The sequence below is a fragment of the Rhodopseudomonas rhenobacensis genome, assembly GCF_014203125.1.
In the GTDB taxonomy this organism is placed as follows: Bacteria; Pseudomonadota; Alphaproteobacteria; order Rhizobiales; family Xanthobacteraceae; genus Rhodopseudomonas_A; species Rhodopseudomonas_A rhenobacensis.
Map to the genome: position 1 here is coordinate 1 of NZ_JACHIH010000038.1, position 22,974 is coordinate 22,974.

The following is a 22,974-nucleotide window of genomic DNA, read 5'->3' on the forward strand; positions in this document are numbered from 1 at the left end:
TTTGGGGGGGGGGGTTTTTGGGGTGGTGCTCTGTGCCGCTCCCCTCCCCGGCGCCCGGGCCGGGCCGGGGGGGGGGGGGGGGGGGGGGGGCCCCCCCCCCCGGCGGGGGGGGGGGGGGGGCCCCCCCCCGTCGCGGCTGAACACGGGCGCCCCCTCACCCGAACGCCGTCGCTACGCGCCGGCGTTCGACCTCTCCCCGCGCGCGGGGAGAGGTGAAGGTGCGAGCGCGCCATGAGCGTCTCGGAGCCGTTCATCCGCCGGCCGATCGCGACCTCGCTGCTCGGGGTGGCGCTGCTGCTTGGCGGGTTGCTGGGTTATCTGGCGCTGCCGGTGTCGGCGCTGCCGCAGGTCGATTTCCCGACCGTGCAGGTCACCACGCAGTTGCCGGGTGCCAGCCCCGACGTGATCGCCTCGCTGATCACCGCGCCGCTGGAGCGCCAGCTCGGCCAGATCCCGTCACTGTCGGCGATGACGTCGACCAGTTCGTTCGGCGTCAGCCAGGTGTCGCTGCAGTTCGACCTCAACCGCGATATCGACGGCGCCACGCAGGACGTGCAGGCGGCGATCAACGCCGCCGCAGGCGTCTTGCCGAAGAACCTGCCGTATCCGCCGACCTACGCCAAAGTGAACCCCGCCGACGCCGCGGTGCTGACGCTGGCGCTGACGTCCGAGACCACGTCGATGCGGGCGATGAGCGACATCGCCGACACGCTGCTGGCGCAGCGATTGAGCCAGATTTCCGGCGTCGGCCGCGTCACCGTGCTCGGCGGGCTGAAGCCGGCGGTGCGGGTGCAGGCCGATCTGGCGCGGCTCGCGGCCTACGGCATCGCCATGGAAGATCTGCGCACGGCGATCGCGGGCGCCAACGTCTCCGGGCCGAAAGGATCGCTCGATGGCGCGCAGCAGGCCTACACCATCGCAGCCAACGACCAGATCGCCGCCGCCGACGCCTACCGGCCGATCATCATCGCCTACCGCAACGGCTCGCCGGTGACGATCGGCGACGTCGCCTCGATCGTCGATGGGCTGGAGAACGACCGCACCGGCGGCTGGTTCAACGGCACGCCGGCGGTGATCCTCGACATCCAGCGCCAGCCCGGCGCCAATGTCATCGAGGTGGTGCGGCAGATCCGCGAGGAGATCCCCAAGGTGCAGCGCGCGATCCCGGCCGGGGTCAAGCTGACCGTGGTGAGCGACCGCACCGTCACCATCCGCGCCTCGGTGCACGACGTGCAGTTCACGCTGCTGCTCAGCGTGGTCCTGGTGACGCTGGTGGTGCTGCTGTTCCTGCGTTCGATGCGCGCCACCATCATCGCCGGCGTGGCGCTGCCGCTGTCGCTGATCACCTCGTTCGGGGTGATGTATTTCGCCGGCTTCAGCCTCGACAATCTGTCGCTGATGGCGCTGACCATCGGCACCGGCTTCGTGGTCGACGACGCCATCGTGATGATCGAGAACATCGTCCGCCATATGGAGGACGGCGAAACCCCGATGCAGGCGGCGCTCGACGGCGCCAGCGAGATCGGCTTCACGGTGATTTCGCTCACCGTGTCGCTGATCGCGGTGTTCATCCCGCTGTTGTTCATGTCGGGATTGGTCGGCCGCATGTTCCGGGAATTCGCGCTGACGCTGACCATCGCGGTGGTGACCTCGGCGATCGTGTCGCTGACGCTGACCCCGATGATGTGCTCGCGGCTGTTGAAGCATCCGGGCGAGGAGCGGCAGATCCCCGGCCTCGCCACGATCAGCGCCTGGATCGATCGCGGCGCCGAGGCCTATCACCGCTCGCTGCTATGGGTGCTGCAGCGCCAGCGCGCCACGCTGGTGCTGACCTTCATCACCGTGGCGGCGACGCTGGCGCTCTACGTGATCGCCCCGAAGGGCTTTCTGCCGCTGCAGGACACCGCCTCGATCACCGCGGTCACCGAAGCCGGACCCGACGTCTCGTTCGCCGAAATGCAGGCGCGCCAGGCTGCCACCGCCGACGCCATCAAGGCCGATCCCGACGTCACCGGCGTGGTCTCGGTGATCGGCGCGGGCTCGGTCAATCCGACCACCAATGTCGGCCGGCTGGTGATGAACCTGAAGCCGCGCGGCGAGCGCAGCGCCGACGTCGCGCAGGTGATCGAGCGGCTGAAGCAACGCGTTGCCGGAATCCCCGGCATGACGGTGTATTTCCAGGCGGTGCAGGACGTCCAGATTTCGACCCAGGCCAGCCGCTCGCAATATCAATACACGCTGACCGGCACCGACGCCGCCGCGGTGACGCTGTGGTCGAACAAACTGGTCGCCGAGATGCGGCGCGATCCGTTGTTCCGTGACGTCTCCTCGGAAGCGCAGGAAGGCGGCCTGCGCGCCTCGCTTAATATCAACCGGCAGCGCGCCGGCCAGCTCGGCGTCAGCATCCAGGCGATCAACGACACCTTGAACGACGCGTTCGCGCAGCGGCAGATCTCCACCATCTACGGCCAGGCCAATCAGTACCGCGTGGTGCTGGAGGCGATGCCGCAATATCAGCGCGATCCCTCGATCCTGTCCAAGCTCTACGTGCCCGGCACCGGCGGCGCCCAGGTGCCGATCTCGGCGGTGGCGGAGATGACGCGGACCACCGCGCCGCTGGCGATCTCGCACCAGGCGCAGTTTCCGGCGGTGTCGCTCAGCTTCAATCTCGCGCCGGGCGAAGCGCTCGGCGACGCGGTCGACGCGGTGAAGGCGATCGAGACCAGGATCGGCATGCCGGGCTCGATCGTCGGGCTCTATGCCGGCGACGCCGCGGAGTTCTCGAAGTCACTGGCCGGGCAGCCCTGGCTGATCCTCGCAGCGCTAGTCACGATCTACATCGTGCTCGGCGTATTGTACGAGAGCTACATCCACCCGATCACGATTCTCTCGACGCTGCCCTCGGCCGGCGTCGGCGCGATCCTCGCTCTGATGCTGTTCGGCCAGGATCTCTCGGTGATCGGGCTGATCGGCATCATCCTGTTGATGGGCATCGTCAAGAAGAACGCCATCATGATGATCGACTTCGCACTCGAGGCCGAGCGCGGGCATGGGATGTCGTCCTACGATGCCATCGTGCAGGCCTGCCTGCTGCGCTTTCGGCCGATCATGATGACGACGCTCGCGGCGCTGTTCGGCGCGCTGCCGCTGGCGATCGAAAGCGGCACCGGCGCCGAATTGCGGTTTCCGCTCGGCATTTCCATCGTCGGCGGCTTGCTGCTCAGCCAGTTGCTGACGCTGTACACCACGCCGGTGATCTACCTGGCGCTCGACCGGCTGAACCGCCGCATCGAAGGCGCGCTGCCGCCGGCGCCGGCGTCACCTCTGCCGGTCGTCCGAGCTGCCGGGGAGGCGCCGTAGATGGCCTCGCTGTCCGAACCGTTCATCAGGCGGCCGGTCGGCACCACGCTGTTGGCGATCGGGCTGTTTCTGCTCGGGCTCGTGGCCTACAAGTTTCTGCCGGTGGCGGCGGTGCCCAACGTCGACTTCCCGATGATCTTCGTGCAGGCCTCGCGGCCGGGCGCCGACCCGTCGGTGATGGCGGCGACGGTCGCAGCACCCTTGGAGCGCCGGCTCGGCGAGATCGCCGGCATCGACCAGATCACCTCGACGAGTTCGCTCGGCTCGGCCCGCATTCAGCTGCAATTCGCCATCGGCCGCGACATCGACCGCGCCGCGCGCGACGTGCAGGCCGCGATCAATGCTTCGCTGAGTGATTTGCCGACCGACCTGCCGACGCTGCCGAAATTCCGCAAGGCCAATTCCGCCGCGATGCCGGTGTTCATCCTGGCTTTGACCTCGAAGACGATCTCGACCAGCGCGATCTACGACGTCGCCGACACCGTGATCGCACAGCGCATCTCGCAGGTGCCGGGCGTCGGCGAGGTCACGGTGTCGGGCGCCGACCAGCCGGCGGTGCGGATCGCGCTCAACCCGGTGGCGCTGTCGACCGCCAAGATTTCCACCGAAGACGTCCGCACCGCGATCGTCAACGCCAATCCGCTGGGACCCGTCGGCATTTTCAACGGCGCCCGGCAGAGCGAGACGCTGTCGACCAACAAGCAGATGCGCACCGCGGCGGAATTCCGCGACATCGTGATCAAGAGCAGCGGCGGCAGCTCGCTGCGGCTGTCCGACATCGCCACCGTCGAGGACGCCACCCGCTCGAGCCGGTCGATCGCCTGGTTCAACAAGCAGCCGGCGGTGCTGATCCAGATCACCAAGCAGGGCGACGCCAACGTCATCGACACCGTCGACCGGGTCAAGGCGCTGCTGCCGGAACTGAAGCAATGGATGCCGGCCGGCATCGAAATTTCGACGCTGACCGACCGCACCGGCACCATCCGCGCCAGCGTCGCCGACATGCAATGGACGCTGCTCGCCACCGCCGTGCTGGTGATGGGCGTGGTGTTCGTGTTCCTGCGAAGGCTGACGCCGACCATCGCCGCCGGGGTCTCGGTGCCCCTGGCGCTGGCCGGCACCTGCGCCGGGATGTGGGTCGCGGGCTTCTCGATCAACAACCTGTCGCTGATGGCTTTGGCGATCTCGGTCGGCTTCGTGGTCGACGACGCCATCGTGATGATCGAGAACATGTACCGCAATCTGGAACGCGGCATGGCGCCGCTGCAGGCGGCGCTCGACGGCGCCAAGCAGATCGGCTTCACCGTGCTGTCGATCAGCCTGTCGCTGGTCGCGGCGTTCACGCCGCTGTTGTTCATGGACGGCATCGTCGGCCGGCTGCTGCGCGAATTCTCGCTGACGCTGACCTTTGCCATTGCGGTGTCGACGGTGGTGTCGCTGACCGTGACGCCGATGATCTGCGCGCATTATATCCGCGGGGCGGTGTCGACCAACGAGACCTGGTTCGACCGCATGGTCGAAGGCGTGCTGTCGCGGATGGTGGCGTTCTACGCCACGACGCTGCGCGCGGTGTTGCTCTATCCCGGGCTGACCATGCTGGTGTTCTTCGCCACCATCGCGCTGACGGTGACGCTCTACATCAAGACCCCGAAAGGCTATTTCCCGAGCGACGATTCCGGCTTCGTGATCGGCGCCACCCGCGCCTCGGCCGACGTCTCGTTCCAGGCGATGAAGCAGATGCAGCAGCAGCTCGCCGACATCGTGATGGCGGATCCGGCGGTGGAGGGCATCGGCTCGTCGCTCGGCGGTGGCGGCGGGCCGGGCGGCGGCGGCTCCAATCGCGGCACGATGTTCATCAGCCTGAAGCCGATCGAGCAGCGCGACGGCTTGTCGAGCGAAATGGTGATCAACCGGCTGCGCAAGAATCTCGGTGCGGTGGCCGGGATCAAGCTGTTCATGTTCGCAGCCCAAGACCTGCGCGCCGGCGGCCGGCAGAGCGATTCGGATTATCAGTACACTTTGACCAGCACCGACCTGAACCTGTTGCAGACCTGGGCGCCGCTGGTCGGCAAACGGATGGAGAGCGTCGAGGGCATCACCGACATCTCCAGCGACCGCGATCCCGGCGGATTGCAGCTGACGCTGTCGATCGACCGCAACGTCGCGGCAAGCCTCGGCGCCCGGGTCCAGGACATCGACAACGCGCTCAACAACGCGTTTTCGCAGCGGCAGATTTCCACCATCTACACCCAGCGCAACCAGTATCAGGTGGTGCTGGAGATCGACGCCAAATTTCAGAACGACCCGACCGACCTCGAACGCATCTTCGTCGCGGGTACGGATGGCGCGCAGATTCCGTTGTCGGCGCTGGTCCATACCAAACGCGATCTGTCGCCGCTGGCGGTGTATCACTCGCAGTCGTTCCCCTCGACCACGGTGTCGTTCAACCTCGCGCCCGACGTGCCGCTGCAGACCGCCACCGCCAACATCCAGCGCGCGGTCGACGAATTGCACATGCCCGAAGGCATCCGCGGCTCGTTCGACGGCAACGCCGGCGACTTCGCCAAGACCTCATCGAAACAGCCGCTGTTGATCCTCGCAGCATTGGTGGCGATGTATATCGTGCTCGGCGTGCTCTACGAGAGCCTGGCGCATCCTCTGACCATCATCTCGACGCTGCCGTCGGCCGGGCTCGGCGCATTGCTGGCGCTGCAGGTGACCAATACGCCGCTGACCATCATCGCCTTCGTCGGCATCATCCTGTTGATCGGGATCGTCAAGAAGAACGGCATCATGATGGTCGACTTCGCGCTGGAGGCCGAGCGGCACCGCGGGCTGTCCTCGGCGGACGCGATCTTCGAGGCCTGCGTGGTCCGGTTCCGGCCGATCCTGATGACCACGATGGCGGCGCTGTTCGCCGGCATTCCGCTGGTGGTGGCGATCGGGCCGGGCACCGAGCTGCGCCGCCCGCTCGGCATCACCATCATCGGCGGGCTGTTCGTCTCGCAGGTGCTGACGCTGTACACCACGCCGGTGATTTACCTGCTGATCGACCGGCTGCGGCGGCGCTGGAGCCGGGCGCCGGCGGTTCAGCCCGCGGAATAGCTGACGCCGCGGCGGTTGTGGCGGGTGGCTGCGCGGCGTATAGGGGCCGATGACCAAGATTTCAGACCAAAACGCCGCGGCCGAGCCGATCCCGGAATGCCCGCGCTGCCAGAAGCCGGTGCCCTTGTGCATCTGCGACAGCGTCACGCCGCTGGAGAACCGCACCAAGCTGTTGATCCTGCAGCATCCGCAGGAGCAGGACCGCGCGCTCGCCACGGCGCGGCTGACCGCGCTGCATTTTCCCAACGCGGTGGTGCGGGTCGGGCTGTCCTGGCCGAGCCTATCCAAGGCCTGGGGCCAGCCGGTGCATGATCCGTCGCGCTGGGCGGTGCTGTATCTCGGCTCCGCCAAGGTGGCCGAGCTCGACACCGACCGCGACATCGTGGCGATCGACCGCAAAGGCCAGGCCGAGGAGAATCAGCGCGCCATTCTCAAGGACATCGAGGGTGTGGTGCTGCTCGACGGCACCTGGAGCCAGGCCAAGGCGCTATGGTGGCGCAACGCCTGGATGCTGAAGTGCCAGCGGGTGATTCTCGACCCCAAGGCGCCGTCGCGGTACGGCAAGCTGCGCAAGGAGCCGCGCCGCGACGGGCTGTCGACGCTGGAGGCGGCGGCGATGCTGATCGCAGGCTTGGAAAAGCGTCCGGACATCGAGACGACGCTGCTGGGCGCGTTCGACCGCATGCTGGCGCGTTTTCGCGAAGTGCAGGCGACCTTGCCGGAATTGGCGCCGAAGCCGAAGAAGCGTGACTATCGCCGCAAGAAGCACGCCTGAGCTTTTCGCGACGGCGGCTCGGTTGATTATCGGCATCAGGCCGTATATTGATCCGCCGATGGGGCCACGTGGCGGAGTGGTTACGCGCCGGTCTGCAAAACCGTTTACTCGGGTTCGAGTCCCGACGTGGCCTCCATCTATTTTGTGATTCGCTCCAAGCGCTTATCGCGGCTTCTTCCTCCATCAATTGAACGCGTTCGCGGCTGGTCCGCTCGGGCGGCACCCGAGCAAGCGCGGTCTGGCGGCGGCGGCGGCGGCTGTCGGCTTCTCCAACAGCGAGACCTGCGATGTCGATGATCCAGCTGATTTACGCCTCGCGGCCGTTCGGCTTCGACGAGGCGATGCTGAACGGCATCCTGATGGATGCGCGGCGCTGCAACGCGCGCGACGACATCACCGGCGCGCTGATCTGCCGGGCGGATCTTTATCTGCAGTTGCTGGAAGGGCCGCAGGCCGCGGTCGACGCCACCTTCGCGCGGATCTCCGACGACCACCGCCATCTCGACCTGCGGCTGTTGAGCCGGCGCGAGGTGACCAAGCGGCTGTTTCCGGACTGGACGATGCGGGATGATCCGGCGCGCTCCTGGATGTGGAGCCAGCAGGAGGTCACCGCCGGCGCCGTCGAGCGGGCCACCGCCGCCGAGGCGGTGGCGATTTTCGAGCGGCTCGCGGGCGAGCCGACAGGCTGAGCCGCGGTCGGCGGATCAGCAGCAGGCGGTCCAGCCGTCCGGGAACGGCAGCAGCGGCCATTCGATCTGATTGTCGTTGGCGGCGCGGGGCGGCATGCGCAGAACGGTGGCGCTTTGGACGTTGTCCTGCGCGCTGTCCTCCATCACCCAGGCGATATCATCCAGCATCCGGTTGTACTCGTACTCGTTCATCACACACTCCCCATTGCCCGGGGAATGTCTCAGAAAGGCTTTGTGCGGTGGTTGAGCGGATCGCTCAAATTTTATCGATCGCCGATAATTCTGTCGGCGCGGGCTAACCCCGGGTTCACCATGCCAGGCAGAAAAATTCGCTCGTGGGTGGGGAGGCTCCCGTCAGGTGACAAGGCGGGCCGGCTTATTTCTGCCTGCTTCGCCGCGGAACCAAGTTCCGGTGGGCGCCGTCGGCCGTTTCGCTTTGCTCTTAACTCTGGCGATAGGATCACTGGCGATAATGTCCGCCTCGTGAGTTGGGCGGATGCGCCCCTTCATGGATCGGGTTCGTCGGCATGGCTCTCGCCCAACAGACGTCGACCAGTGCCGAGCGGGTGCAGTACCTCGAGACGATCCGGGGGCTGGCGGCGGTGCAGGTGTTGCTGCTGCATTGCCTGTCGGCCTACGCGCCGGCGCTGGTGTTCTCCAGGCTGAGTGACGGGACGGTGGCCGCCACCCTCGGCGCGTCGCCGCTGTTCTTCCTCTATGACGGATATTCGGCGGTCTACATCTTCTTCATTCTCAGCGGCTACGTGCTGACACGGTCGTTCGAAAGCCATCCGGCGGGGCCGCTGGCGAACGTGCTGGCGCGGCTGGTCCGGCTCGGGATTCCGGCGGTGGCGGCCTGCGCGGTGTCGGCGGCGCTGTATGCGCTGTTCGCCGGCGCCAATATCGAGGCCGGACAGCTGCTGCAGTCGGCATGGTTTGCAAAGCTGTGGCGGCCGGATTTGACGCCGCTGTATTTTGCCAAGGACGCGGTCGCTAACGCGCTGCTGCTCGGCTATCAGAATGCCGAAGGTCTCGGGCTGTTCACCCCGCTGTTGGATCCGCCGGCCAGATCCTTCGTCGCGCCGCTGTGGAGCTTGAGCTGGGAATTCTGGGGCTCCCTGCTCACCCTGCTGATGGTGCTGATCCGCCGCGGCTCCGCGGAGTTTCGGCTCGCCGCATTGCTGCTGTTGACCGTGTGTTTTCTGAGCAGCTCGATGTTGTGCTTCATCGTCGGTCATGTCGCCGCGCTGTACAGGATCGCCGAGAAGCCGCCGGTGCTGAATCGCTGGGCCGGCTGGGCGCTGCTTGGCGCCGGCATCGGCTGCTGCGTGGTGTCGGAGACCTGGCAGCCTGATATCCTCAAGGCATTTTGCGGCTGGTCCGGCGTCACGGTGTATCCGGGGCCGGGGCCTTACCTGTTCCAGAAGGTCATCGGCTCCATTTTGATCTGCGCCGGAATAACGCAGTTGAGTTCGCTGCGCCGCCTGCTGTCGCGGCCGCGGCTGGTCGGATACGCGCAATTGTCGTTTCCGCTCTATCTGGTGCACTGGCCGATCCTGTTCGGCCCCGGCGCGGCGCTGTTTCTCGCGACCTACGCCACCTTCGGAATCGCCGCCTCGCAGGTGCTGGCGATCGCGTTCTGTATCGTCGCCTCGCTGCTGGCGGCGCAGGCCTTCGCGCCGGTCGATCGGCTCGCGGTGCAGCTGTCGCGGATGATCCGGCGTTGGCGCGGCAGCAGGGCTGAGGTCGGCGCTACGGTTGGATGAAGGCGGCCCACAACGCCGCGTTCGCCAGCGTGCCGATCCCATTCATGTGGCATCCGTCGCGCGCATCGCGACCTTCATTGCCGATTGCATCGGTGTCCGGGCCGCGGCGGATATCCAGCGCGGCATCGACCGCCAGCAGCTGCGCCTTGCGGATCGCAGCGACATTGACCGGCGTGTCACGGCCGCATCTGGTGCTCTGGCTCACAAAGAACGGCGCCGCGATGCCGGCGGCGCGAATTCGGCCGACCAGTCTGTGCACCTGAGAGACATACTCCTCGGTGGTGGTGGCCAGCTGTGCGTCGGTTTCGCCCTGCTGAAACAGAATGTGCGTCGGCTGAAGTCCGGCGGTCTTGAGCTGGGCGATCAGCTTGTCGAGCCGCCGCACATGGGTGGTGTTGAGCGCTTCGATCGAGGCGCCGCCCTTCGACGCGGTGGCGATCACCACGCGCTGGTAGCGCCCGCTCTCGATCAATAGGTCGCCGAGCCGGGTGCCGACATGACCGCCGATCGAGTCGGCGCCGAGCAGCGGGTCGACGGCGGCGAAGCATTTGCCGCTGGCCGGATCGAAATTGTCGACGGCGTGACGCGCCTGGTAGCGCTGACTGCCGAAATTGGCGGCGTTGCTCTGGCCGTAGATCACGATGATCGCGGTGCCAGGCGAGCCGGGCTCGCAGGGACGATCACGCCGCTCGGGCGCCGGCAGCGGCGACCCCAGCCGCACGCCTCCACCGATCCGCGTGCCGGCAACGCCGATCAGGATGCCGACACCGAGGAGGGCCCACCCAACCCATCGTTTCAAGACGAATCTCCGCCACCAACCGATGCGCCACCATGATGCAAAACGGGAATCGGCGCAGCCGATAATCCGGATGCAAAAATGCCGCCCCGAAGCGGGGCGGCATGTGGCCGGTATCAGAAGCTAGCGGAGTCCTGCTTACTGGCAGGGATGCATCCGGCCGTCCTCGCCGCGGAACCAGGTTCCCGGCTGGCAGACGAAGCCGTTCCGCTTGGCGTAGGAGTCGTCATAGGCGTAGGCATCGGGGCCGCCGAACGGCGCCGCGGTGATCGCGCCGGCCGTTCCGATCGCACCACCCACGACGCCGGCGGCGACATCGGCCGGCCAGAACGCGTTGCTGTCGTAGTTGCGGTCGTGACGGTAGCCGCGCTCGGCGCGATAATCCCGGCTGTAGCTGCGATCGGGACCGTTCCAACCCGACATCTGCTGCGCCATCACCGGGGTGGCCAGGGCGGTGGTCAGAACGCCGGCGGCGGCAATAATCGACAAACGAGACATGAAATCCTCCTGCGTGATTGATGCCAAACCAACCGTCCGCAGGGCAGCGTGTTCCGCCGCGTTGTGCAGTGCAGTTCAAACCGATGTGAGCCGCGTCGCTTCCACCGCCGGGCGCGGCGGCCTCGGCGTTAACCCTGGTTGCCGTCCGCGGCCAATTCGCCGGCGATGGCGCGGTCGATCGCGTCGATCAGAATCTGCGTCTCGACGAACTTGTTGCGGGACCGCTCGGCGGTGCTGCGGTCGAACGGCGCCGCGAGAATCTTGGCGAAGCTGTCGCGATCCTCGATCATGCGCCGACGCGCCTGTTTCAGGGTTTCCAAACGCTCAGTCATGCTTCAGTCCCCGATCGCGCATCGTGTGATGCGAACGCAAAGATTTGCCGGCGAGCGCCGCGGGCGGGTTCAGAGCCATGTGGTGACGGCGATCTGATTGAGAATGTTGGCTCCCCGGGCCGGATTCGAACCAGCGACCAACCGGTTAACAGCCGGTTGCTCTACCACTGAGCTACCAGGGAACAGAGCGAAGCGAAGCTCGCGAGCGTGCCTATAGCAAGGCCTCCGCGGCTTGCAAAGCGGGAAATTGCGCAACCCGCACCGAATGTACCCCGGAATGGTCGATGTTCTGCAGGAACTTGTCTCCGGGGCCGCGGTTGACCGCGCCATCCCGGTCCGCGGAGACGTCAAATGCCCGATCCTCAGAATGATTCGCTGCGCAGTGCTGCTTGGCGCGATTCGGTGTCGCCCAATGGTCCGCTCGATGCACAAGGCGCGGCCATCAGCGACGACGAATGCCTGCGGCGGCTCGAGGTCGCGGTGGGACTGCACGACGTCGAGCGGCTCGATGAAGTCGCTTCGCTGATCGGCCGTCTCGCGGTGCCTTTGGAATGTTGATCGGGCGCTGATCGCGGGCGTCGCAGGCGTCCGACGCGACGGGCAGGGGTGATCGCGCCAGGCGGGGCAACCCGGTGCCGCACGCTGTTGCGTTTTGACAATCCTTGCATCAAACATGGCGCGCGCGGCGCGACCGTTTTGATTGCAAGGATACCTCATGCCCGATTTCTCGACCGCCCGACGGTTCATGGTGGATGGTCAGATCCGGCCCAGCAGCGTCACCGACTGGCGAATCATCGACGCGATGCGCGCGGTGCCACGCGAGGCGTTCGTGCCGGACAGTCAGAGCGAACTGGCCTATCTCGACCTCGATCTCGACGTCAGCGGCCCCGGACCTGTGAAACGCTACCTGCTGCAGCCCGCCGTCACCGCCCGGTTGCTGCAATCCGTCAATCTGCAGGCGAGCGATCGCGTGCTGGTGGTCGGCTGCGCCACCGGCTACCTCGCGGCGCTGGCGGCCCGCATGGCGGACCTCGTGGTCGCGACCGAATGCGAGCCCAGCATCGCCGCCGAAGCCAGCCAGATCCTCGGCCGCCTCGGCGTCACCAACGTCCGGGTGCATCAGGCTCCGTCGGGCGAGGGCTATGCCGCCAGTGCGCCTTACGATGTGATCATTCTCAACGGCGCCACCGAGATCGTCCCGCTGCAATTGTACCAGCAGCTGCGCGAGGCCGGCCGGCTGATCGGCGTGTTCGCGCTCGGCCGCACGCCGCGCGCCGAGATCGTGACGCGCTCCGACGACGACTTCGGCAGCCGGCCGTTGTTCGATACCTCGGCCCCGGTACTGCCCGGGCTGGAACGCCCCAAGGGCTTCGTTTTCTAGCGATTCCTGGGGTAATTCTCGTTGAAAATCAGAAGTGTGACTTGGATGCCCCAGATCGAGAGTTTCGACCGGGGCTCCGGCGAAGGGGTTCCGTCGGGCGATGCTGTGCCTTATGTTGCGGCGGGACTTCGACTGTGAAGACAGGGCGGATCGACGCGGGGTTGCGTGGGTGGCGCTTTTTGGTTGGAATGGATTGCCACGGATGGGTGGGTTTCGACGATACGCTGCCGGCACCGCGATCGCCGGACTGATTCTGGCTCATCTCGGCACGACGCCGGTGCTTGCCGATACGATCGAAGCGGCACTGGTCCGCGCCTATCAGAGCAACCCGCAGCTCAACGCCCAGCGCGCCTCGGTGCGCTCCACCGACGAGAACGTGCCGCAGGCGTTGTCGGGCTATCGGCCGCGGGTCTCGGTGACCGCCAGCGGCGGCTATCAATACACCGACGTGATCGCGACGCAGGGCGGCCAGACCGGCCGCATCCACGGCGATACGGCGCCGCGCGCGGTCGGCGTCACCGCCACCCAGACCTTGTTCAACGGCAACCAGACCGCCAACCGCACCCGCGCGGCGGAAAGTCAGGTGTCGTCGGCGCGCGAAGGACTGCGCGTGCTGGAGCAGAGCGTGATGCTGTCGGCGGCGACGATCTACATGGACTACTTGCGCGATGCGGCGATCGTCGAAGTTCAGCGCAGCAACGTCCGGGTGCTCGAACAGACCTTGAAGCAGACCCGCGACCGCTTCAACGTCGGCGAGGTGACCCGCACCGACGTGGCGCAGTCCGAGGCGCAACTCGCCGCCGGCCGCACTCAGCAGCTCACCGCCGAATCCAACCTCACCACGACGCGCTCGAACTTCCGCCGCATCATCGGCAACGAGCCCCAGGCGCTGGCGCCGGGCTCGCCGGTGGATCGTTTTCTGCCGGCGACGCTGCCGACCGCCATCGAACTCGGCCTCACCGAAAATCCCAACGTCACCGCCTCGATGTTCGGCATCGACGTCAGCTTCCTCAACGTCAAGGTCAACGAGGGCGCGCTGTTTCCGACGCTGACGCTGCAGGGCAACGCGCAGCAGGGCTACGAACAGACCATCAGCACGCCGCGCCAGTTCATCGCCTCCGCGGTCGCGCAGCTGACGGTGCCGGTCTATCAGGGCGGCGCCGAATACGCGCTGATCCGGCAGTCCAAGGAAACCCTAGCGCAGCAGCGTCTCAACCTCGAGCAGGTCCGCGACCAGACCCGCGCCAGCGTGGTGCAGGCCTGGGGCCAGCTGTTGGCCGGCCGCGCCCAGGTGTCTTCGGCGCAGGCCCAGGTCTCCGCCTCGGAAATCGCGCTGAACGGCGTGCGCGAGGAAGCCCGGGCCGGGCAGCGCACCACGCTCGACGTGTTGAACGCGCAGCAGGCGCTGGTCAACGCGCGGGTGGCGCTGGTCACCGCACAGCACGACCGCGTGGTCGCCTCTTACGCCGTGCTCAATGCGGTCGGCCGGCTGTCGCCGCAGGTGTTGAAGCTCAACACCACGGTGTATGACCCGAGCGTGCACTACCAGCAGGTCCGCGACAGCTGGATCGGCGTGCGCACCCCCGACGGTCGCTAATCGTCGCATCACTCCGCCGCGCCGATGCAAATGGCGCGGCGTGAAGCCCGGCCTTTGCTTGCAATCGATTGTTGCCGTGCCATACCTTTTCTTGAGCGGGCAGGTCGATTCGTGCGCCGTGCTCGGCATCCTACGGGTGCCGAACAGCATGGCGTTTTGCGGGGCGGCGTCGGAAACTCTGCAGCGCTTGAACTGGGGACAAGTCACGCTCGCGTGCCGAAATCCGGCCCGCGGTTTTTCGGAACCGGAAATCTTGCGCGGCTTTGGTGTAAGACGAGTGTGAGCGCGTTGACGATGATGTGGAGTTGGGGATGACGCAACCTGCAAAGGTCCAAGAGCCCTCGATGGAGGAGATTCTGGCGTCAATCCGGCGCATCATCGCCGATGACGAAGCCAAGCCTGCCGCGGCAGCGCCGGCGCCCGTTGCGGCCGCGCCGAAGCCGGAACCTGCGAAGCCCGTCGCCGCAGCCGCAAAGGCCCCCGCGATGAGCAACATCCCGCCCTCGGCTCATCCGGCCGCGCAAGCCGCGGCGGCGAAGCCCGCGCCGGTCAAGCCGGCACCGCCGCCGGCCGCCGCGACCGCCGAATCCAACAATCAGGACGACATCGACGCGCTGTTGGCCGGGCTCGACGCCTCGACCACCGAGGCCGAGGTGCGGCCCGCCGCGGTGCCCGAGCCCGATCCGGATGAGGACGTGTTCGAACTCACCGACGAGATGGCGCTGCCGGATCCCGCGCCGACGTTTCAGACCGTGGAAAGCGAGGCCGACGTGGAATTCGCCGAGGCGATCCGCGCCGAGCGGGCGCAGGCGCAGCAGCCGTCCTGGTCGATGCCGGCCCCGGCCCCGGTGATGGAGCGCGCGGCGCCGCCGCCGTATCAGCCGCAGCCTTATCAGCCGGCGCAGCAGCCGGAGATGCTGTCGCGCTCGACGGTCTCGGCGGTGGAATCGGCGTTCAATTCCCTGGCCAACACCGTGCTGAGCAACAACGCCCGCACGCTGGAGGATCTCGTCAAGGAGATGCTGCGGCCGATGCTGAAGTCCTGGCTCGACGACAATCTGCCGCAACTGGTGGAGCGGATCGTCAAGGCCGAAATCGAGCGGGTTTCGCGCGGCCGTTGACCGCGGCGCCGCGGGCGCGGCCCGCCTCGGCAGGGCGGCATTGCTGCCATTCCGAAGCGATGCCGGATTTGCCGGCGAAATCCCGATTGAATCGGCCGAGCGTGTTGACTTGGGCCGCGCTGGCGGCTTTCTAGCGCGCGACCGGCGCAATTGCAGCCTGCCGGCGAGACCTCAGAATCGACCCCGCCATGATCGAAAAGACCTACCAGCCCGCCGACATCGAAGGCCGTATCGCGCAAGCCTGGGAAGCCGAAGGCGCCTTCAAGGCCGGCCGCCCGGAGCGCCGCGACGCACCGCCGTTCTCGATCGTGATCCCGCCGCCCAACGTCACCGGCTCGCTGCATATGGGCCACGCGCTCAACAACACGCTGCAGGATATTTTGTGCCGGTTCGAGCGGATGCGCGGCCGCGACGTGCTGTGGCAGCCCGGCACCGATCACGCCGGCATCGCCACCCAGATGGTGGTCGAGCGGCAGCTGATGGAGCGCCAGGAGCCGAGCCGCCGCGACATGGGCCGCGAGAAGTTTCTCGAGCGGGTGTGGCAGTGGAAGGCCGAGAGCGGCGGCGTCATCGTCAACCAGCTGAAGCGGCTGGGCGCCTCCTGCGACTGGTCGCGCGAGCGTTTCACCATGGACGAGGGGCTGTCGCGCGCCGTGGTCAAGGTGTTCGTCGAGCTGCACCGCCAGGGCCTGATTTACAAGGACAAGCGGCTGGTCAATTGGGACCCCAAGCTGCTGACCGCGATCTCCGATCTCGAAGTGCAGCAGGTCGAGGTCAAGGGCAATCTGTGGCATCTGCGCTACCCGCTGGACGGCGTCGACTTCAACCCAGACGATCCGGAAACCTTCATCGTCGTCGCCACCACGCGGCCGGAGACCATGCTGGGCGACACCGCGGTGGCGGTCAATCCGGACGACGTGCGCTACTCGCATGTGGTCGGCCGTCACGTCATCCTGCCGCTGGTCGGGCGCAAGATTCCGATCATCGCCGACCTCTATTCCGATCCGGAAAAGGGCTCCGGCGCGGTGAAGATTACGCCTGCGCACGACTTCAACGACTTCGAGGTCGGCCGCCGGCATAACCTGCCGCAGATCAACGTGCTCGACATCGAGGGCCGCATCGATCTCGTCGACAACGAGGCCTATCTGCACGGCCTGCCGGAAGGCGCCGCGCAATTCGCCGAAGAACTGCATGGCCTCGAGCGCTTCGCCGCCCGCAAGAGCATTTTGGCTCGGCTCGAAGAGCTCGGCTACCTGGAGAAGATCGAGCCCAACGTCCACATGGTGCCGCATGGCGACCGTTCCGGCGTGGTGATCGAGCCGTATTTGACCGACCAGTGGTACGTCGACGCCAAGACGCTGGCGCAGCCGGCGATCGCCGCGGTGCGCTCGGGCGCGACGACCTTCGTGCCGAAGAACTGGGAAAAGACCTATTTCGAATGGATGGACAACATCCAGCCGTGGTGCATCTCGCGGCAATTGTGGTGGGGGCATCAGATCCCGGCCTGGTACGGCCCGGACGGCAAGGTGTTCGTCGCCGAGAGCGAAGAGGAAGCGGTCGGCAACGCGCTCGGCTACTATGTCGAGCAGGAAGTCATCACGCCGGCGCAGGCGCACGCGATGACGCAAGATGCTTCGCTTCGCGAGGGCTTCATTACCCGCGACGAAGACGTGCTCGACACCTGGTTCTCTTCGGCGCTGTGGCCGTTCTCGACGCTGGGCTGGCCGGACGACGACACCGACGTCAAGCGCTACTACCCGACCAACGTGCTGGTCACTGGCTTTGACATCATCTTCTTCTGGGTCGCCCGGATGATGATGATGGGACTGCACTTCATGGACGACGTGCCGTTCCCGACGGTCTACATCCACGCCCTCGTCCGCGACGAGAAGGGCGCCAAGATGTCGAAGTCGAAGGGCAACGTGATCGATCCGTTGCACCTGATCGACGACTACGGCGCCGACGCGTTGCGCTTCACGCTGGCCGCGATGGCGGCGCAGGGCCGCGACATCAAGCTCGCCTCGAGCCGCGTCGAGGGCTACCGCAATTTCGCGACCAAGCTGTGGAATTCGAGCCGCTTCGCCGAGATGAACGCCTGCGCGCTGCCTGAGGATTTCGATCCGACCGCGGCGAAGCAGACGCTGAACCGCTGGATCGCGCACGAGACGGTGCGCGCGGTGCGCGACGTCACCGAAGCGATCGAGGCCTATCGCTTCAACGACGCGGCGGGCGCCGCCTATCGCTTCGTCTGGAACGTGTATTGCGACTGGTATCTCGAACTCGCAAAGCCGGTGCTGCTCGGCGAGGACAGCCCGGCGAAGGCCGAGACCCGGGCCATGGTGGCCTGGGCGCGCGACGAGATCTTGAAGTTGCTGCACCCGTTCATGCCGTTCATCACCGAGGAACTGTGGGCGGTGACGGCTGAGCGCGACACGCTGCTGACGCTGACGCCGTGGTCGCGCAAGGCGGAAGCCCGCGTCGAGGTGTTCGACGCCCCGGCGCTGACCGATCCGATGGTGCCGCCGGTGATGCTGCCGGCGCCGCAGGTGGCCGACTTCAGCGATCCCGCGGCCGAGGCCGAGATCGGTTGGGTGGTCGATCTGGTCACCGCGATCCGTTCGGTGCGCGCCGAGATGAACATCACGCCGTCGACATTGACGCCGCTGGTGCTGGCCGGCGCCTCGGCGGAGACCCGCGACCGCGCGCAGCGCTGGAGCGACGTGGTGAAGCGGATGGCGCGGCTCGGCGAGATTTCCTTTGCAGACAGCGCGCCGCAGGGCGCGGTGCAGCTGCTGGTGCGCGGCGAGGTCGCGGCCCTGCCGTTGAAGGGCGTGATCGACGTCGCCGCCGAGCAGGCCCGGCTCGACAAGGAACTGGCCAAGGCCGAAGCCGACATCAAACGGGTCGACGCCAAGCTCTCCAACGAGAAATTCGTCGCCAACGCGCCGGAAGAGATCGTCGAGGAAGAGAAGGAAAAGCGCGAGGCCGCGGTGGCGCGCAAAGCGAAAATCCTCGAGGCGCTGGAGCGGCTGAAGAACGCGGAGTGAGGGCGGTTGGGACACGGTTAGTGTGCGGCGCGCTTCCAACCCAAGCGCCGTCATCCTGAGGAACGCGCCCGCGAGGGCGCGTGTCTCGAAGGATGACGACACGCGTGGCGCATCCTTCGAGACACCCGGCGACGCGCTTCGCGCGACGCCGGGCTCCTCAGGATGACGGCGCGAGTGTTGAGAGACCGACCGAATCTCACCCCGCAAACGGCTTGCTGACAAACTTCGAGCCGCGCAGCCCGTAGCGCCATGGCAGCTCCGCGGCCTTGCTGATGCCGATCCTTGGACCTGCGACAATGTCGGGCTGCTCCAGCCGCGCGTGCAGCGCGAACGGCGGCGCGTCGAGCTTCAGCCCATTGTGCGCGATGGTGACGCCGAGCGCCTGCGCCAGCTTGCCCGGCCCGGAACACAGCGCGCGCTCGTCCTCGACGCCGCGCCGCCACTGCATCGCGGCGAGGCCATGGGTCGGCGCCAGCGCCCGGATCAGCACCGCGCTGGCCGAGCCTTGTTCCTCGCAGACCACGTTGAGACACCAGTGGATGCCGTAGGAGCGATAGACATAAGCCACCCCGGGCGGGCCGAACATCACGGCGTTGCGCGGCGTCAGACCGCCATAGGAATGCGCCGCGGGGTCGCTGTGGTGATAGGCCTCGACCTCGACGATCACCCCGCCGACGCCGTCGACCAACAGCGTCGCGCCGATCAGGTCCGGCGCCACATGATGCACGCTGCGGGCAAAGAACGGCCGTTTCAGTCTGGCGCCGAGTTTCGGGACAGCTTTGACGCGCAAATCGGCCATGGGAACTTCACGATGGCGGGGAGTGGAACGGCGAATGAATACAGTTTGAGCATTATTCCAATGGATAATCCCCAGCAAGCCGGCCGGGTTGCGGGATGCGGCCCGGCGGATTAGGTAAAGCCTTCGCAGAACGGACATTTCATGGTCGTCGTCGTCGATACCGTCTCCGCCCAGCCGATCCGCCCGCGCCATCCTGAAAAGGCGGCGCGGCCGGATGCGCTGTCGCCGAAGAAGCCGGAGTGGATCCGGGTGCGCGCGCCGACCTCGCGCGGCTATGCCGACACCCGCGCCATCGTCAAAGAGAACGGCCTGGTCACGGTCTGCGAAGAGGCCGGCTGCCCGAATATCGGCGAGTGCTGGGACAAGAAGCACGCCACCTTCATGATCATGGGCGACACCTGTACAAGGGCTTGCGCGTTCTGCAACGTCAAGACCGGGATGCCCGAGGCGCTGGATCTCGCCGAACCCGACAACGTCGCCGAGGCGACCTTCAAGCTCGGCCTCAAGCACATCGTGATCACCTCGGTCGACCGCGACGATCTCGCCGACGGCGGCGCCGCGCATATCGCCGCCACCATCCGCGCAGTGCGGGCGCGCTGCCCGACCACCACGATCGAAATCCTCACCCCGGATTTCCTGCGCAAGGACGGCGCCTTGGAAACCGTGGTCGCGGCCAAGCCCGACGTCTTCAACCACAATCTGGAAACCGTGCCGTCGCGTTATCTGTCGGTGCGGCCGGGCGCGCGCTACTTCCATTCGATTCGGCTGTTGCAGCGGGCCAAGGAACTCGATCCGTCGCTGTTCACCAAATCCGGCATCATGGTCGGGCTCGGCGAGGAGCGCCACGAGGTGTTGCAGGTGATGGACGATCTACGCAGCGCCGACGTCGATTTTCTCACCATCGGGCAGTATCTGCAGCCCAGCCTGAAGCACCACGCGGTGATGCGCTTCGTGCCCCCGGAGGAATTCGCCGGCTACGAGTCGGTGGCTTATTCCAAAGGCTTCCTGATGGTGTCGTCGAGCCCGATGACCCGCTCGTCGCATCACGCCGGCGACAATTTCACCAAACTGCAGGCGGCGCGCGCCGCGCTGTCGCGCTGAGTGTTTCGATGCCGCAATTTCAAAGCAAGCGCCGGGTCCGTCACAGCGCGCTGAAGATGTTCGATCTGGTCGCCGACATCGAGCGCTACCCGGAATTCGTTCCATTGTGCAGCGGGCTGAAGATCAAGCATCGCGCGCAGCGGCCCGACGGCCAAGAGGTGCTGACCGCCGACATGACGGTGTCGTTCAAGCTGGTGCGCGAGACCTTCACCAGCCGGGTGACGCTGGACCGCGCCAATCTGAAGATCCTGGTGGAATATCTGCAGGGGCCGTTCTCCAATCTGGAGAACCGCTGGAGCTTCGAGACGCGCGGCGACGATGCCTGCGACGTCGGTTTCTTCCTCAGCTACGAGTTCAAGAACCGGATGCTGGCGCTGCTGATGGGCACGATGTTCGACACCGCGTTCCACCGTTTCGCCGCAGCGTTCGAACAGCGCGCCGACGCGATCTACGGCCGTGCCGCGCTGCGCAAGCTGACGGTGTAGCAAAGCCGTCATTCCGGGGCGCGAGGCCGTCAGGCCGAGCGAACCCGGAATCTCGCCGCAGTTACGAACTCAAACCAGTTACGAGATTCCGGGTTCGCTCGCGCTACGCTCTCGCGCCCCGGAATGACCGGGAATGGCGTTGGGTCAACGCCGCGGCGCCCCGCAGGGGCGGGGACGACTCGTTACTACGCGATGTTCCGCTACGCGCGGCTCAGCTCTTCTTCGGCTTCAACGGCGGCGCGACGCGGCGTTTCACCGCGCTGCGCCGCGGGCTGCGCGCCACGCGCGCCCGCGACACGCTGACCGGGCTCGGCTTCGCCGGCTTCGGCCCGCGCGCCAACTCCAACAGCATCCGCAACGCTTCCACCACCGAGCGCTGCCGCACCAAGCTGCGGCCGATCGCGCCGAAGCGGTGCTCGCGATGGGAAATGCGGCCGTCGCGCGAGGCCACCGCGATGTGCACCAGACCGACCGGCTTGCCGGGCGTAGCACCGCCCGGGCCGGCGATGCCGGTAATCGCCACCGTGAGATCGACCTCGGCGTGCTCCAGCGCGCCGATCGCCATCGCGATCGCGGTCTCCTTGCTGACCGCGCCGAAGGTCATCAGCGTCGCGGTCTCGACGCCCAGCATGGCGTGCTTGGCGTCGTTGGAATAGGTGACGAAGCCGCGGTCGATCACGTCGGAGGAGCCGGGGATTTCGGTCAAGGCGCCGGCGACCAGGCCGCCGGTGCAGGACTCGGCGGTGGCAATCGTCAGCTTGCGCGAGCGGCACAGATCAAGCAGCGCGCGGGCGAGGGCACGCGGGTCGCTGCCAGCCATCTCAGTCCGCCAGTCCGTTGGCGCCCCACGGCAGACGGAGCGTCGCCGAGGCGGTGGCGGCGATGCCTTCCTCGCGGCCGGTGAAGCCGAGCCGTTCGCTGGTGGTGGCCTTCACCGCGATCCGCGCCACCGGCAGCCCGGTGATCTCGGCGATGCGTTGCCGCATCGGCTCGCGCAACGGGCCGATCTTCGGCCGCTCGCAGATCATGGTGACTTCGAGATTGGCGATTCGGCCGCCGCGCGCCGTGACGCGATCGATGGCGTATTTCAAGAACTTGTCGGAGGCGGCGCCCTTCCACTGCGGATCGGTCGGCGGGAAGTGCGAGCCGATGTCGCCATCGGCCAGCGCGCCGAGAATCGCGTCGACCAGCGCGTGCAGCCCGACGTCGCCGTCGGAATGCGCCAGGAAGCCGCGATTGTGCGGCACCTTGAGGCCGCACAGCCAGACATGGTCGCCATCGCCGAAGGCGTGGACGTCGTAGCCGGTGCCGGTGCGGATATCGCCGAGCAGCGCGCCGAGGCGGGATTCCTCGCGGACGAAATCTTCCGGGGTGGTGAGCTTCATGTTCGCAGCATCGCCCTCAAAGGTCGCCACCGTCAATCCCGCCCATTCGGCGATCGCCGCATCATCGGTGAAATCGTCGCGGCCCTCGCGGGCGGCGCGGCGATGCGCCTCCAGAATCACATCGAAGCGGAACGCCTGCGGGGTCTGCGCGATGCGTAAGCGCGCGCGGTCCGGGGTGGCCGCGACGCAGCCGTTGCTGTCGACCTGCTTGATGGTATCGGTGACCGCAATGGTCGGCACCGCGGCGCCGGTGATTTGCGCAGCGTTTATCGCCCGCGTGATCAGCGCGGCGTCGACGAACGGCCGTGCGGCGTCGTGGATCAGCACGATGTCCGGCGCCTGATCGGCCAGCGCTTCCAGCCCGGCGCGCACCGAGCCCTGTCGGGTGGCGCCGCCGGGGGCGGGGGCCTGGTAGTTCAATCCGGCCACCGCCTGTTTGAACATCTCCGCATCATCGGGGCTGGTCACCGGCTGCACGGCGAAAATCTCGGGATGCGTGCAGAATGGCTGCATTGCCCGAAAAATGACCGGCTGCCCGGCCAATGAGCGGTATTGTTTCGGTCCGCCGGCGCCGGCCCGCAAGCCGCGGCCGCCGGCGACGATAATTGCGGCAGTTTTTGTGGGTTTCGACATGGGTGTTAGCAGTCAGACCGGATCGAGGGGATGATAAGCGAGGCCAAGCACTTACCACGCCGGGGCCGAAAAACATCACGATTCAGGGGAAATAAGGTGCAAAT

The 22,974-nt window shown here is 66.7% G+C and carries 19 protein-coding genes and 2 tRNA genes; 13 read left to right on the forward strand and 8 right to left on the reverse strand.

Going from position 1 to position 22,974, the window contains the following annotated elements; genetic code table 11:
- Positions 1-231 precede the first annotated feature (231 nt).
- From HNR60_RS21110 to HNR60_RS21130, 5 genes are all read left to right on the forward strand, one after another.
- The gene (locus tag HNR60_RS21110) at positions 232-3,360 is read left to right on the forward strand and encodes an efflux RND transporter permease subunit (RefSeq protein ID WP_184261786.1); all 3,129 of its coding nucleotides are present in this window, start codon (positions 232-234) and stop codon (positions 3,358-3,360) included.
- Positions 3,361-6,465 (forward strand): efflux RND transporter permease subunit, encoded by a 3,105-nt coding sequence (locus tag HNR60_RS21115; protein WP_184261789.1) that lies wholly within the window; start codon positions 3,361-3,363, stop codon positions 6,463-6,465.
- Positions 6,466-6,514: 49 nt separating this feature from the next.
- Positions 6,515-7,240, forward strand: coding sequence for a tRNA-uridine aminocarboxypropyltransferase (locus tag HNR60_RS21120; protein ID WP_184261791.1), 726 nt, complete (start codon positions 6,515-6,517; stop codon positions 7,238-7,240).
- A gap of 62 nt (positions 7,241-7,302) precedes the next feature.
- Positions 7,303-7,376: transfer RNA gene (locus HNR60_RS21125), tRNA-Cys, on the forward strand.
- Between the two features lie 151 nt (positions 7,377-7,527).
- Entirely contained in the window at positions 7,528-7,929 is a 402-nt protein-coding gene (locus tag HNR60_RS21130) for a BLUF domain-containing protein (RefSeq protein WP_184261793.1), read from the forward strand.
- Between the two features lie 15 nt (positions 7,930-7,944).
- On the opposite strand, the gene HNR60_RS21135 is transcribed toward HNR60_RS21130, so the two are convergent.
- Positions 7,945-8,121: a hypothetical protein gene (locus HNR60_RS21135; RefSeq protein ID WP_184261795.1), complete on the reverse strand. Its 177-nt coding sequence runs from the start codon at positions 8,119-8,121 to the stop codon at positions 7,945-7,947.
- A gap of 335 nt (positions 8,122-8,456) precedes the next feature.
- Here HNR60_RS21135 and HNR60_RS21140 point away from each other — a divergent pair, with 335 nt between their 5' ends.
- Positions 8,457-9,695: an acyltransferase family protein gene (locus HNR60_RS21140; protein ID WP_184261797.1), complete on the forward strand. Its 1,239-nt coding sequence runs from the start codon at positions 8,457-8,459 to the stop codon at positions 9,693-9,695.
- On the opposite strand, the gene HNR60_RS21145 is transcribed toward HNR60_RS21140, so the two are convergent.
- The 4 genes from HNR60_RS21145 to HNR60_RS21160 all read right to left on the reverse strand — a co-directional run bounded on the left by HNR60_RS21145 (position 9,682) and on the right by HNR60_RS21160 (position 11,503).
- Positions 9,682-10,494, reverse strand: coding sequence for a sialate O-acetylesterase (locus HNR60_RS21145; RefSeq protein ID WP_184261799.1), 813 nt, complete (start codon positions 10,492-10,494; stop codon positions 9,682-9,684). The two genes, HNR60_RS21140 and HNR60_RS21145, sit on opposite strands and share 14 nt — an antisense overlap.
- Positions 10,495-10,629: 135 nt before the next feature.
- On the reverse strand, positions 10,630-10,989 hold the full coding sequence (locus tag HNR60_RS21150) for a hypothetical protein (protein ID WP_184261801.1): 360 nt from the start codon (positions 10,987-10,989) through the stop codon (positions 10,630-10,632).
- A gap of 128 nt (positions 10,990-11,117) precedes the next feature.
- Entirely contained in the window at positions 11,118-11,321 is a 204-nt protein-coding gene (locus HNR60_RS21155) for a hypothetical protein (protein WP_184261803.1), read from the reverse strand.
- Positions 11,322-11,428: 107 nt separating this feature from the next.
- Positions 11,429-11,503: transfer RNA gene (locus HNR60_RS21160), tRNA-Asn, on the reverse strand.
- A gap of 169 nt (positions 11,504-11,672) precedes the next feature.
- Here HNR60_RS21160 and HNR60_RS21165 point away from each other — a divergent pair.
- From HNR60_RS21165 to HNR60_RS21185, 5 genes are all read left to right on the forward strand, one after another.
- Positions 11,673-11,879, forward strand: coding sequence for a hypothetical protein (locus HNR60_RS21165; protein ID WP_184261805.1), 207 nt, complete (start codon positions 11,673-11,675; stop codon positions 11,877-11,879).
- A gap of 157 nt (positions 11,880-12,036) precedes the next feature.
- A complete protein-coding gene (locus tag HNR60_RS21170; protein ID WP_184261808.1) occupies positions 12,037-12,702 on the forward strand; it encodes a protein-L-isoaspartate O-methyltransferase family protein in 666 nt (221 codons plus the stop codon).
- A gap of 202 nt (positions 12,703-12,904) precedes the next feature.
- Entirely contained in the window at positions 12,905-14,299 is a 1,395-nt protein-coding gene (locus HNR60_RS21175; RefSeq protein WP_184261810.1) for a TolC family outer membrane protein, read from the forward strand.
- Between the two features lie 311 nt (positions 14,300-14,610).
- Positions 14,611-15,420: a PopZ family protein gene (locus HNR60_RS21180; RefSeq protein WP_184261812.1), complete on the forward strand. Its 810-nt coding sequence runs from the start codon at positions 14,611-14,613 to the stop codon at positions 15,418-15,420.
- A gap of 188 nt (positions 15,421-15,608) precedes the next feature.
- Positions 15,609-18,467, forward strand: a complete 2,859-nt coding sequence (locus tag HNR60_RS21185) for a valine--tRNA ligase (protein ID WP_184261823.1) — start codon at positions 15,609-15,611, stop codon at positions 18,465-18,467.
- A gap of 196 nt (positions 18,468-18,663) precedes the next feature.
- Here the strand turns inward: HNR60_RS21185 and HNR60_RS21190 are convergent, their stop codons facing one another.
- Positions 18,664-19,266, reverse strand: a complete 603-nt coding sequence (locus HNR60_RS21190) for a DNA-3-methyladenine glycosylase (RefSeq protein ID WP_184261826.1) — start codon at positions 19,264-19,266, stop codon at positions 18,664-18,666.
- Between the two features lie 141 nt (positions 19,267-19,407).
- On the opposite strand from HNR60_RS21190, the gene lipA reads away from it, so the two are divergent.
- Both lipA and HNR60_RS21200 read left to right on the forward strand, forming a co-directional pair.
- Entirely contained in the window at positions 19,408-20,367 is a 960-nt protein-coding gene (gene lipA, locus HNR60_RS21195; RefSeq protein WP_184261828.1) for a lipoyl synthase, read from the forward strand.
- An 8-nt stretch (positions 20,368-20,375) separates the two neighbouring features.
- Positions 20,376-20,852 (forward strand): type II toxin-antitoxin system RatA family toxin, encoded by a 477-nt coding sequence (locus tag HNR60_RS21200; protein WP_184261830.1) that lies wholly within the window; start codon positions 20,376-20,378, stop codon positions 20,850-20,852.
- 211 nt (positions 20,853-21,063) lie between these two features.
- Here the strand turns inward: HNR60_RS21200 and HNR60_RS21205 are convergent, their stop codons facing one another.
- Both HNR60_RS21205 and HNR60_RS21210 read right to left on the reverse strand, forming a co-directional pair.
- Positions 21,064-21,672 (reverse strand): CinA family protein, encoded by a 609-nt coding sequence (locus HNR60_RS21205; RefSeq protein WP_184261832.1) that lies wholly within the window; start codon positions 21,670-21,672, stop codon positions 21,064-21,066.
- 1 nt (position 21,673) lies between these two features.
- A complete protein-coding gene (locus HNR60_RS21210) occupies positions 21,674-22,870 on the reverse strand; it encodes a bifunctional 2-C-methyl-D-erythritol 4-phosphate cytidylyltransferase/2-C-methyl-D-erythritol 2,4-cyclodiphosphate synthase (RefSeq protein ID WP_184261834.1) in 1,197 nt (398 codons plus the stop codon).
- Positions 22,871-22,974: the final 104 nt, after the last annotated feature.